Raw genomic sequence first — 12599 nt, forward strand, 5'->3', positions numbered from 1 at the left:
CGTAAAACCTTTTACAAAATTTTGAGTCCTGATGGAGGAGTGATGGTCAGATGACTAATCGTGTGACAGTTTTAGGGAGCTTGAACGTGGATACCACGTTACGGTTGGCGCGGATGCCCCAACCCGGAGAAACACTATTAACGGAAAACAAGACCAGTGCGGCTGGTGGTAAGGGCGCCAACCAAGCGGTCGCCGCGGCGCGGTCTGGCGCGCAGACTCGCTTTATCGGTAAGGTCGGTAACGACGAAGCTGGTCGATTCATGGTGGAATCACTCACTGACGATCAGGTCGATACCAGTGCCATCATTACCGATGAAACGGTGGGGACTGGCTCCGCCTTTATTCTGTTGGACGAAGCGGGACAAAACAGTATCCTGGTCTACGGAGGCGCCAACCAACAAGTGCAGGCCGCGGAAGTAGCCGCCGTAGAAGACGAAATCGCCCAGGCTGATTTCCTGATTACCCAATTTGAAACGCCTCAAGCTGCGACACTCAAGGCGTTTACGTTAGCCAAACAGCACGGCGTCACTACGATTCTGAATCCGGCTCCGGCCGCCACCATCGACCCGGCGATTCTGAAAGTGACGGACTTGGTCGTCCCGAACGAGACGGAAAGTGCGTCCTTGACGGGAATTCCGGTGACGGACGTGGCGTCCATGGACGCCAACGCCAAGCGGTTTTTGGAGATGGGCGTCAAAAGTCTGATCATCACGGTCGGCAGTAAGGGGGCTTACTACGCGACCCCCGCAGGCTCCGGGTTCGTGCCGGCTTTTAAGGTCAAGGCTGTGGACACCACAGCGGCTGGGGATACTTTCATTGGGGCGTTGAGTTCCCAGTTGAAGCCAGATTTGAGTAATATCGAAACAGCACTAACGTACGCTCAACGCGCTAGTTCGCTGACCGTACAGGGCCTGGGGGCAATGCCGTCGATTCCGACCTACGCACAGGTCCAAGCGGCCAGCCAAGCTTAATAACTCACTAAAATTTTAATGGATCGGCCTCACCGTGGAAGTAGCGGTGGGGCCTTTTGTGGATTCTGAGAAAATACGCGGATGGTCAACTCGGGGGGGGGGGGGATTTGACGAGAAAAACTCCAGTTGTTTGAAATTGGTATAGGAGCGGCATATGAACCAATTTGCGAATTATTTCCCTAAAAACACTGATAAAATAACTTTTATGCGAAGGCTTGACTTTTTTAAATTAAATTGGTATAGTTAGGAAAGTCGATGGATAACGTCGATTTTACCGGTAGAATTAACGTTTAACGTCCTGACCTAAATTCGATGACCGCAAATGGTCTGGTTAATCAAAGTGAGGTTTTATGAGATGTTAAATGAAAAAGTAGTCGCACAATCAGCAAGTTTTGATGCAACGGACACCCAAGCCGTGACGGCGGTCCGGATGCTCAGCATGGATATGATTTCCCGGGCCCGCTCTGGGCACCCGGGCTTGCCCTTGGGCGCGGCCCCGATGGCCTATGTGTTGTTCTCACGGCATCTTCGGGTTGACCCGTCATTTCCCCAGTGGTTCAATCGCGACCGGTTCGTTTTGTCGGCCGGTCATGGTTCTGCGATGTTGTATAGTCTTTTACATCTGAGTGGGTTTGCGGTCTCCCGGAACGATTTGATGCACTTTCGGCAACTGGGCAGTAAGACGCCGGGGCATCCTGAAGTGGGGGTAACCCCCGGCGTCGACGCCACGACTGGGCCGTTGGGCCAGGGCGTAGGGATGGCCGTGGGCATGGCGATGGCTGAAAGTCACTTGGCCGCGACCTATAACCGGACTAATTACGCTATCGTGGACCATTATACTTACGCGTTGTGTGGCGACGGCGATCTGATGGAAGGAGTCGCGGCTGAAGCGGCCAGTTTAGCTGGCCAACTGAAATTGAATAAATTGATTGTTCTGTACGATTCCAACGATGTGTCGTTAGACGGGCCGTTAGCGAATGCCTGTCACGATAACGTGGGTCAACGGTTCATGAGCTACGGCTGGAATTATTTACGGGTCACAGACGGTAACGACTTACAGGCCATTGACGCCGCCATTAATGCGGCCAAGGATAATCAAAATGGGCCGACTTTGATCGAAGTCAAGACTCAGATTGGGGCCGGTAGTCCCCACGCAGGTACGAACCAGGTGCATGGGGCGCCACTAAGTGCGGCTGACTTGGCCACTACTCGCCAATTTTACGAGTGGGAAAATGATCCCTTTACGGTCCCGGTGCGGGTTCACGACCGGTTCATGAGTACCATTAAAGCCCGGGGGTGGGCCAGTCACCAGGAATGGTCGAATTTAGTCGCCCATTATTCGGCGGGGCACCCGCAATTGGCGGCGCAGTTTGCGCAGGGAGTTAGTCAAACGGTGCCGAAAGGCCTACGGGACCAGTTGCCAACGTACTATAAAAAAGACCAGCTAGCCTCGCGAGCCAGTGGGCACGAGATTTTACAGCGTCTCAGTGCCGTTTGTCCTAATCTTTGGGGCGGCTCAGCAGACCTCTTTAGTTCCAATAAAACCAATGTGGCCGATACAGAACGGTTTAGTGCGACGAATCGTAGTGGCAAGAATCTATGGTTTGGAATCCGGGAGTTTGCGGAAGCCGCGGCGATGAATGGCATCGCCCTACACGGGGGCACCCGAGTATACGGGTCCACGTTCTTCGTCTTCTCCGACTACATGAAGGCTGCTATTCGTTTGGCAGCGTTGCAAAAACTACCCGTGATTTACGTGTTTACCCATGATTCGTTAGCGGTAGGTGAAGATGGGCCGACCCACGAACCAGTCGAACAATTAGCAGCGTTACGGTCGATTCCGGGACTTACGGTCTATCGACCGGCTGACGGCAACGAAACGGCTGCGGCGTGGCTGGCAGCGCTCCAGGCAACGGATCATCCGACGGCTTTGGTCTTAACGCGCCAAGGGCTGCCAACGTTGCCAAAACCCGCCCAACGGGTTCACAGTGGTGTGAAACGGGGAGGCTACGTGGTGGCCGATGCGCAAAATACCGCGGAAGGGATTCTCCTGGCTTCGGGTTCCGAAGTCCAAATCGCTTTGACCGCCCAAAAACAGCTATTGGCGCAGGGGCATGACGTGCGGGTCGTATCCCTCCCGAGTTTTGAAGTCTTCAATCGCCAATCGGTTGAGTACCGCGAAAGGGTTTTGCCCCGGCGTTTACGCCGGCGGGTGGCCATCGAAATGGCGAGTGGTTTTGGTTGGTGCCAATATACGGGCTTGGATGGGTCCGTTGTCTCGCAGGATCGGTTTGGGGCCAGCGGCAATGGTGAACAGGTGATTGCCATGGCGGGATTCACGCCAGAACGGGTCGTCCAGACTTACTTAGCGCTCGACTAGATTGGGGGATGCGTTCGTCGTGTCAAAACGGACTGGTCAGACCTCTAAATTCTTGGTATATTGAAGACAAACGGATTTGGAGGCGGTTTTATGGAGATTCGACGAGTGAAAGTACCGACAGCTTTGGTCTGGGCGAAACCGGTACAGCCCCAGACGTTAACCCAAGCCCTGCTAGCAGGGCAAGTGGCCCCGTGGCTAGCCCAGTTAAGTTTGGTTGACCAGGAACAATTGGCTGATCAGCAGGCCGTGGTGACCGAAGTCTTGTTCAACGACCAGGTCGTGTTGGATCAGATCCAAGATGGATGGGCCCACGTTTTTGTTCAACGGCAGACGAATCGCCTTTCCCGTCGCGGGTATCCGGGATGGTTGCCCCTCAGTCAACTGACCGATGCGGACCAGGAACTCGCTTACCCAACAACGACGGTACGCTTGGTCCAACCCGCAACGGTATTCACCACGACCGACCAGCAAATCCGCTTGACCTTACCCATGGGGACGATTTTGACCACGACGGGACAGGACAGCGACCGAATTCAGGTCGTCACGCCGTTAGGTTCAGGCAGTATCGCCGCGCAAGCAGCACACTTGACCATTGCCGGTGGCGATGATGGCGCCCGGTTGTTGGCTTTAAGTCGGCAGCTCTTAGGAACGCCTTATCTGTGGGGCGGGCTGACACCGCAGGGCGTGGACTGCTCCGGGTTGGCCTACAGCGTGCACCGGACGTTAGGATACCGCATTCCGCGGGATGCCCAGGACCAATTTACGGCGGGGTATCCCATCGCTCCTGAGGCTTTACGTCCCGGTGATTTGATCTTCTTTGCAACCGACCACGGTACGGGGCACGTGCACCATGTCGGTCTCTACGCCGGCCAAGGTCAAATGTTACACGCCCCACGACCTGGACAAACGGTCGCCCAAACGCCACTGACTACCGCGCCCTTTGCGGCAGAATATGCCGGTGCCCGGCGGTTCTGGCAATAATCCTGAAGAATCTCCTAAGGCCCCGGTATTTCGGTCTTCTTCGCCGATTGGCATGCTATACTATTAGTGGAGTCGACGAAACTTGCGAAAGAAGAGGACGATTTTATGAAATTAAAACGAATCTTAGTCGGGCTGGCCGTCGTCAGCGCGACCTTAGCCGCGGGGAGCCTAAGCCTCACCAGTCACGCCGATACGACCGGAACGACAACGAGCAGCTCGGTTGAAAGCGACCAGAGTTCTACCAGTAGTGATAGTGGCAGCACGGTCCAGACGAAGGCCTTGTCGAAAGCTTATGCCGTCTATGGTGCTGGCTTAGCCAGTGAGGATAAGGACAAGGTTAGTTCAGCCTTAGGGGTGAAGTCCAACTACACCAGTTTGACCGCCACGGGGAGTGACTACGCCAAGTATCTGAATTCAGCCGGTACCACGGATGCCAGCATGATTAGTTCTGTTGCCCTAGCGCCTGCTGATCCGGGATCGGGTGTGAAGGTCAATATCGTGAAGTATGATGGTCAAAACAATATTACTCAAGTCAAATCGCAACAATACGCCATGGTCGCCACTATGGCGGGGGTCAAAGACGTCATCATCACGGTTACGGCGGATAAGTCTGTTTCCGGGGAATCGGCGTTGACCGGAGTCTATAAAGCTTTGGCTGCGGACGGCTTGACGCTCAACTCGGCTAACACTCAAGCTGCTAATAGCGTCTTAGATGCGACCCAACCCGCGATCAATTCCAATAGTGATAACAAGAAGTATCCGGGTAAGCTGATGGCAGCGGTAGGGTCGGTTTCATCAGACCTTGCGCAACAACGGCAGAAGGGCGACAAACTCGCCACGAAGGCCGATATCGAAGCAATGCTGAAAAAGGCGTTATCGAAACAGGGCGTCTCGAGCCAAACTACCCAGACGCAGATCAACAACATCTCGGTGGCCTTAAGTAAGGTCCAAAAGGCCCCCGTGTCGACTAGTAAATCGTATGTCACCAACGTCAAGACCGTGGCGAATAACCTTGCTAATAGTATTGGGGACAAGATGGCAAGCGTGAAAGACTTTGCCAACAGTGCCGATGCGAAGAAAGCCGAAAACTTTCTCGTGCGTATCTGGCATCAAGTTGTCAGCTTCTTCCAGGGACTATTTAGTTAGATATTAAACAAATTAACGGGCGAATGGCCCGTTTTTTTGTGTTCCAATTTAAATTTCACAAAGTCGGCGTGGGATTAGATATTGTAATCTACAAAAAGCGGCCTGGCAATTTTATTGTAGGGTACAATTAGTTGTGAATTTATCGCGAAAAAAAGTTGTTGAAAAGCCGGCAAATTAAAGCTTGTATACGGAAAAAGAACTAACGTTTGCTTTAAGCCTAAGGGGAAGCTTGTTAGACTGGGATTGTAGCGCGATTTTAATTAATGAAACCGTTTTAAACGAACGTCAGTTCCGTAAGAAAAATCTGTTAACGTTTTCTTAATAATTCACAAGGAATCTGCCGAAGCTGTGGTAAGATAAATTTGTAATTCGTATTTAGTATGAACCAACGAGGACGGTTGTAAGTTGACCGGCCGTGGGGGAAGCAGTTAGTCAGATTGAGAAATGAAGGACGTGTGTGTAAAGATGAGTACAGAGCAACGAAAAACGAAAGTCGCAGTTGGCGTTGTTGGCGCTCTCGGTGTTTTAGCCGCCGGCGCACAAATGACCGCCAGTGCCGATAGTGTTCAAGTTCAAGCGGGCGATACCGTTTGGGGATTATCCCAGAAATATGGCGTTTCAATCAAGACGCTGGAGCAACAGAATTCACTAGATAGCAACACCCACTTGATCTTTGTGGGTCAGCGCTTGCAGGTGAACAAGGCGACCACGAAAGTAACCTATACCGTAAAGTCGGGGGATACCTTGTGGGATTTGGCGCAACACTACCACCTGTCGGTCGCCCAGCTTCAAAAGGCGAACCATCTGACGGGCTCAGCGTTAAGTGTTGGCCAGAAACTAGTCATTCCGAGTGCTACGAAGACGGCTAAGACTAGCACCAGTCAAAAGTCAACAACAACGACTACACCATCAACAACTAGTCAACAGACGCAAAAGGCCAGTGCCTTTCAAGCCCAGATCTTAGCCCAGCAGCAAGCTGCGGCTAGTCAGCAACAACAACGACAATCATCGACTTCGACGACATCGTCCTCAACCCAAAGCAGTAGTTCAGTGGCTCCGGCGGCTTCATCAACGATCACCGCTAATAGTCAGTCGACGGCAACGTCAAAGGCGGCCACAACTAGCAGCAGCCAAGTTAAGACGCAATCAGGTCAAACGAAGACGTCGAGTGCCAATGAACAATCGAGCCAAGCGGCGACGTCTAACACTAATGCGACCTTAGCGCATACGCGGGCAGCCTCGACGTCATCATCATCGGCGACAACAACGGCTAAATCAGGTATCCAAGCTGCCTCAGCCAGCGTTTCGACGCCAGCGGCAACGACTTCAACGTCATCCGCTTCAACCCAAACGAGCAGTTCATCGTCAGCTGCTAAGCAATCACGGTCGGCTCAGAGTCAAGCGACGCAACCTACCAGTTCGTCAACAAGTGTGGCGTCAAGCCAATCTTCAGTAGCAACGTCACAACCGATTAAGGCGTCGCAATCGGTATCCTCGACTCGTCAAGCGGCGACGAGCACTTCCAAAGCCGCCACGACCAAGCGGTCGACTTTCAAAGTGACGACAGCCCGGTCGGCTAGCTCCAGTCAAGCAACCAGTACTAAGCAATCAACGGCTGCGGCAACAGTGACGAGTAGTAGCAGTTCAGCGGCCAAACAGACAACGCAAACGGCAACGAGCAGTAGCAGTAGTAGTAGCCAAGCCGCAACGGCCTCTAGCAGTAGCAGTACGACGAGTAAAAAATCCACGTCTAACTTAACTAGTGGTTCTGTGACCAGTCTGGCATTGAAGCTGGCTTCCGCCAATATTCCGTATGTTTGGGGTGGTGCTTCGCTCAGCGGGATGGACTGCTCTGGCTTGGTCGCTTACGTCTACCTACACGCGGAGGGCATCAGCTTGCCGCATAATACGGTGGCCCAAGAGAGCTACGTCTCAACGCACTCGGTGGCTAAAGCTCAACCCGGGGATATTCTCTTCTGGGGGAGCCACGGGGCAACTTATCATGACGCCATTTACTTAGGGAACAATGAATTCGTGGCGGCACCAGAACCCGGTGAAAATGTGTCTGTACAGACTATCAGCAAGTACTTTATGCCGTCATTTGCTGGGACGGTCAAATAAAAGTGGGAAGTTTTCCCGGTTGGCTCTGACCAACTCAAGGAAAGTGGCCAGTTTTTTTAAGATTTTCGTTAACAAATCCGCCCCCGCGTGGTATTATTCTCCAGTAGTCATTTCGTGGTTATTGAAGACTTAATATTCTGATGGAAAAGGAGTTGTTGAAAGTTATGAGTAATCGGACGGAGATTTTAGCAGAGTATCGTCAAGCAAATTCACAGTTGGCGACGTTAAAGAAAAAGGAATCTGTTGGGGTCCAATCAGGTTCAGGGACGGTCAAAATCGAACCGCGCTATGGCGAAGAGATGACCTACCTGACGAATAAATGTGCTCAGCTGGATATGATTCTTGAGGCCATGGCAGCTTCAGAAGACTAGACCCACATGGGGGTCCTAATTCATTGCAAAGAATCCACAGTTCCCGCATTTTTTAGTGGGAGTTGCGGCTCATCACTGGTAACAGTGGTAAACAAAAAGGTGAGACCAATTGGTCTCACCTTTTTGTTTACCGTTAAGGATTGGCGTCACATGGTCACGTCAATCCAGAAGGGATACTGCTTGAGCCCTACGTAAACGTCGAAGAAGTGTCCGCCCATCTCCTCACCGTCTAATTGACCATACTCAATGGCGGGGACGGTCAGATGCAAGTTTTTAGCGGTGTAGTAATGCACGGATTTGGACGTTAGGTGGCGTTTGAAGACCAGACGTAACGCCAACCAAATCAACTTAAGAAAATTGGGCTTCTCGATAACGACGAGGTGGAGTTGATGGTCCGTTAAGGTCGCATTGGGAACGATCCCGACGCCACCACCGAAATAGGGGTGGTTAGTGGTCGTGACCAAAAAGGCGTTCGGAAAGATGTCGCGCCGACCGTTAACGTGGACCGTCAACATGAAACCTTGCTGGTTATAATAGACGCCTAGAGCGGCGGATAGATAGGCTAACGACCCGAGGTGGTGGTGGTTAAGCCAAACTTTAGCCTTGGATTGGTTGGCGCGAGCAATGATACTAGCATCGAAACCGATTCCAAGGTTATTAGTAAAAACACCGCGTTCTTCTTTAACCGTTTCATTATAAACGCCCACATCGTAATTGGTGGGGTGGGTGCACTGAATAATCTGGGTCAGTGCACTGGTCCAATCATGAGCCATCCCGACGCCCCGGGCAAAATCGTTTCCGGACCCAACTGGCAAGTACGCCACGGGAATCGGGTATTGGCGGGGCGTCTGGGTCAGACCGTTGATGGTCTCGTGGAGGGTGCCGTCACCCCCGACCGCCAGCACGACCCAATTTTGATGGGGGGTATCGGGAAGTTGTTTGGCAAACTGTTCACTTAGGAGGATGGCATGATCGGCATACTCGGAAGTCGCCACTTGGTAGGTCACCTGCGCGGCGTCGAGGCGGGCCTTGATTTGGGGCCACAGGATCCCGGCTTGGCCACTCCCTGCATGCTCATTTAAGATGATATAGTACTGGACACTCACCATACTGCTCCTCTCAATTTTTTTCTCTCTTATTATAACGAACTTTTTTTCGTGTGCCTAGTCATTCCCAATTAACTTTGACCGGTCGTAAGAAACACTTAAGCAGCGACCAGGTCGTGGCAAACGAAAAGGGTCTGGGTTTATCCCAGGCCCTTCAGACAGCAACTTATTTTGTCATGATAAACATTGGCAGAATCATCGGGTGCCGCTCAGTCTTCTCAAACAAGAAGTTTTGCAGATCGTCGATAACGGCGTTGCGAATCGAGGCTTCGGTTGCCTTCGGGTTCCGCATCGCTCGGCGAATCGTTTGGAAGACGCGTCGGCGGCCCTCATTCAGTAATTCACCAGATTCACGCATGTAGACGAAACCGCGTGAGAGCAAGTCAGGACCAGCTTTGATTTCTTGATGTTTGAGGTCGATAGTGGCGACCACAACAACTAAGCCTTCTTCGGAAAGTAATTGCCGGTCGCGTAACACGACGTTACCAATATCACCGATGCCGGAGCCGTCGATGTAGACATCGCCCGCAGCAAAGTGACCAGCGACCCGGGCTGAATCCTTGGTCAACGCTAAGACGTCACCATTTTGGAGGATAAAGCTCCGGTCAAGGGGCACGCCACATTGTTCGGCAAGCTCAGTATGAATCTTTAACATCCGGTATTCTCCGTGAATCGGCATGAAGAACTTCGGTTGCATCAGTCGGAGCATCAGCTTCTGTTCTTCTTGGCCCCCGTGTCCAGACGTGTGGATGTTGTTCACGCGGCCGTGGATAACGTTGGCGCCAGCTTCTTCCAACTCGTTGATGACGTGGTTGACGGAGATAGTGTTGCCTGGAATCGGGTTACTCGAGAAGACGACGGTGTCGCCAGGTTGAATAGTGATTTGCCGGTGAGTCCCGTTCGCAATTCGTGAAAGGGCCGCCATCGGTTCACCTTGAGATCCGGTACACAGAATCATGACCTTGTTGGCTGGAAGGGAGCGAATCGTGTTGGCGTCGACAAGGGCGTCGTCAGGAATGTTTAAGTAACCTAATTCCCGACCATTGACGATAGCGGCTTCCATGGAGCGACCAAACACGGCAATCTTCCGGTTATGCGCCAGCGCAGTTTCACACGCTGTTTCAATCCGAGAAATGTTAGACGCAAAAGTGGCAAAAATCACCCGACCTTCGACTTGGTCGAAAATACGTCGGATGGATTTTCCGACCCACTTTTCAGATTTCGTCCAGATAGGGCGCTCTGCGTTGGTACTGTCGGACATCAGGCACAGAACACCATCTGCCCCCAGTTTGGCCATCTTTTGGAGATCAGGCGGCTGGTTGGTGACCGGTGTCAGGTCGAACTTGTAGTCCCCAGTTTCGACGATGGTGCCGACCGGCGTATGCACTGCAATCCCCAGTGTATCAGGAATCGAGTGGGTCGTTCGGAAGAAAGAAACACTCATCTTGCGGAACTTAAGAACCGTATCATCGTCAATTGTGTGCAGTTCAGTTGATTTTAATAATCCGTGTTCTTCCAGTTTGTTCTTAATTAAAGCTAAGGCTAATGGCCCCGCATAAACGGGAACATTGAGCGCTTGGAGCAAATAAGGAATCCCACCAATGTGGTCTTCGTGGCCGTGGGTGATCACTAGCGCTTTGATCTTGGACTGGTTTTCAACGAGGTATTGGTAATCCGGAATCACGTAATCGATTCCTAGTAATTCGTCTTCGGGGAATTTAATCCCAGCATCGATCAGAACAATTTCATCCTGAAACTGAATGCCGTAAGTATTTTTCCCAATTTCACCTAATCCACCCACGCCAAAGATAGCTGTTTCGTTATTTTTGACGTTTAGCTTGTTCATTCAGTGAACTCCGTCAATTTATAATTAGGATTTTGTTGTTCATAGGCCAGAGTATTTCCTTCGATGGGCTCGATGAACTCAATATTGTGATCCGTGTGGGCTTCTACTTGGCTACGAGCTTCGACTTCCGTCTGAGCCTCCAGGTAGAGCGTATGGGTATCCTCGCGCTTAGGATTCCGTTTTTTGTCTTCTTGGTAATAAACTTTGTAAATCACTAACAAGACTCCTTTATCAATAGATTTAACTTGTCCTAACTTAAGCGGCAAGTCATAATTTGGGTCTTTCCGAACTGCGGGTTGCTTACACAACAATTAGCACAATTTTAGCATAGTTTTTTCCAATTGTATAGAATTACCCCTAGCTGGCGTTCCGTGCTATCATAAAATAAAGGTAACTTGAACGGAGGGACCGAGATGGCCTTAACAACCGAGATCATTATTGGGATTATTATTGCGGGACTGATTTACGTGTTTATCCACCGAACCATTGTCCAGCGGGCGACCCGAATGGTTCGGCGGACCGCCCAAGACGAAACTGATGTGGCGATGACCGCTGCTGTCCAGCGGCTGGTCAATGATGGTGTGCTGACCGTAGCTGAAAGTGACCTTTCACCTTCGGCTGCGGTGGCGGATGTTTGGGGGCGCGGCGTGATGGCGTTTGAGTACCACTTAGCAGTGGGGATGGCGGCTGAACACCAGGTGGCCCGCTTAGAACACGCTTTTAATGAGGCCTTAGCGGGGTTTAGCGTTGACCACCAAGTCAAAGCCGTGATTTCGGGACCCGCTTTCGTGGTCAGTGACATTTGGGTCTACGAGGAACGGCTACACGTTGACGTGGCTTATTTGATGAACGAATCGACCGTTGAGTATTTGAAAGATTTAAAGAAAATCGATAGCTCATCTGTTCAATGATGCACAATATACGGTACATAATGGAAGAAACTGAAAAACTAATTGTTCCTATACGAATGTGAAAAGGGACGAAAAAAACGCGCTAGGCTAACAGCCTTGCGCGCTTTTTTGATTTTGATTTGGGTGACCTTTAAGGGGGACACCTTTAAAGGTCCGATTGTTAAAAACTACTCAATCATGACCATATCATCAGGCCGCGTAAATGGTTGGTCCTGGTTGATGTGGTCGTAGAAGAGAATCCCGTGCAAATGATCGATTTCATGTTGGCATACGATGGCAGGATAGTTCTTTAAGCGAACTTGATGCTTTTCACCGTTGACGTCATAATAGCGCAATGTGATCCGGTCGTGGCGTGGCACGAAGCCTGGCACGTCTTTATCTACGGACAGGCAACCTTCACCTTCGGTCAACGCACCATTTTGAACGGATTCCGAGATGATTACGGGATTAATGATGACGTCGGTGAAGGGCGATTTGCCACCTTCTTCAGCAGCCGGGACCAAGACGGAAGCCATCTTCTTGGAAACACCAACTTGTGGGGCGGCCAAGCCGACACCAGCTCGGAGGCCGTACTTCTTACATTGTTCTGGATCTTGGGAAACGACTAGGTATTCCATTAAGTCTTTAGCCAGTTGTTGGTCCGCTTCAGACAGGGGAAAGCTGACGTCGGCTGCTTCCTGGCGTAAAACAGGATCCTCGTCACGGACGATATCTTTCATTAAAAACAAGGACATTACCTCCGAAAATTAATCATAACTACCATTAT

At 51.3% G+C, this 12599-nt stretch carries 11 protein-coding genes; 7 read left to right on the forward strand and 4 right to left on the reverse strand.

Translation table 11 applies throughout. From position 1 onward, the window contains the following. Positions 1-50: 50 nt before the first annotated feature. The 6 genes from rbsK (at position 51) to DXH47_RS04210 (ending at position 7970) form a co-directional block, all read left to right on the forward strand. Positions 51-971, forward strand: a complete 921-nt coding sequence (gene rbsK, locus DXH47_RS04185) for a ribokinase (protein ID WP_129031854.1) — start codon at positions 51-53, stop codon at positions 969-971. Positions 972-1326: 355 nt separating this feature from the next. Further along, positions 1327-3351, forward strand: a complete 2025-nt coding sequence (gene tkt / locus DXH47_RS04190) for a transketolase (protein ID WP_129031856.1) — start codon at positions 1327-1329, stop codon at positions 3349-3351. A 90-nt stretch (positions 3352-3441) separates the two neighbouring features. Further along, a complete protein-coding gene (locus DXH47_RS04195; RefSeq protein ID WP_129031858.1) occupies positions 3442-4332 on the forward strand; it encodes a C40 family peptidase in 891 nt (296 codons plus the stop codon). A 105-nt stretch (positions 4333-4437) separates the two neighbouring features. Further along, a complete protein-coding gene (locus DXH47_RS04200; protein ID WP_129031860.1) occupies positions 4438-5478 on the forward strand; it encodes a DUF1002 domain-containing protein in 1041 nt (346 codons plus the stop codon). Between the two features lie 465 nt (positions 5479-5943). After that, positions 5944-7599 carry a LysM peptidoglycan-binding domain-containing protein gene (locus tag DXH47_RS04205; protein WP_225423489.1) on the forward strand — a complete coding sequence of 552 codons (1656 nt, stop codon included), beginning with the start codon at positions 5944-5946 and terminating at the stop codon, positions 7597-7599. Between the two features lie 164 nt (positions 7600-7763). Next, positions 7764-7970, forward strand: a complete 207-nt coding sequence (locus tag DXH47_RS04210) for a hypothetical protein (protein WP_129031864.1) — start codon at positions 7764-7766, stop codon at positions 7968-7970. Between the two features lie 146 nt (positions 7971-8116). On the opposite strand, the gene DXH47_RS04215 is transcribed toward DXH47_RS04210, so the two are convergent. The 3 genes from DXH47_RS04215 to DXH47_RS04225 all read right to left on the reverse strand — a co-directional run bounded on the left by DXH47_RS04215 (position 8117) and on the right by DXH47_RS04225 (position 11137). Further along, positions 8117-9079 carry a diacylglycerol/lipid kinase family protein gene (locus tag DXH47_RS04215; RefSeq protein WP_225423490.1) on the reverse strand — a complete coding sequence of 321 codons (963 nt, stop codon included), beginning with the start codon at positions 9077-9079 and terminating at the stop codon, positions 8117-8119. 163 nt (positions 9080-9242) lie between these two features. Further along, positions 9243-10922, reverse strand: a complete 1680-nt coding sequence (gene rnjA / locus DXH47_RS04220; protein WP_129031868.1) for a ribonuclease J1 — start codon at positions 10920-10922, stop codon at positions 9243-9245. After that, the gene (locus DXH47_RS04225) at positions 10919-11137 is read right to left on the reverse strand and encodes a DNA-directed RNA polymerase subunit epsilon (protein WP_129031870.1); all 219 of its coding nucleotides are present in this window, start codon (positions 11135-11137) and stop codon (positions 10919-10921) included. Before DXH47_RS04225 ends, rnjA begins: the two co-directional genes overlap by 4 nt. Positions 11138-11335: 198 nt before the next feature. Between DXH47_RS04225 and DXH47_RS04230 the strand changes: the two genes are divergently transcribed. Beyond that, entirely contained in the window at positions 11336-11833 is a 498-nt protein-coding gene (locus tag DXH47_RS04230; protein WP_129031871.1) for a hypothetical protein, read from the forward strand. A gap of 167 nt (positions 11834-12000) precedes the next feature. Here the strand turns inward: DXH47_RS04230 and def are convergent, their stop codons facing one another. After that, positions 12001-12561 (reverse strand): peptide deformylase, encoded by a 561-nt coding sequence (def, locus tag DXH47_RS04235; protein WP_129031873.1) that lies wholly within the window; start codon positions 12559-12561, stop codon positions 12001-12003. Positions 12562-12599 lie beyond the last annotated feature (38 nt).

The organism is Levilactobacillus suantsaii (assembly GCF_004115745.1).
GTDB lineage: Bacteria > Bacillota > Bacilli > Lactobacillales > Lactobacillaceae > Levilactobacillus > Levilactobacillus suantsaii.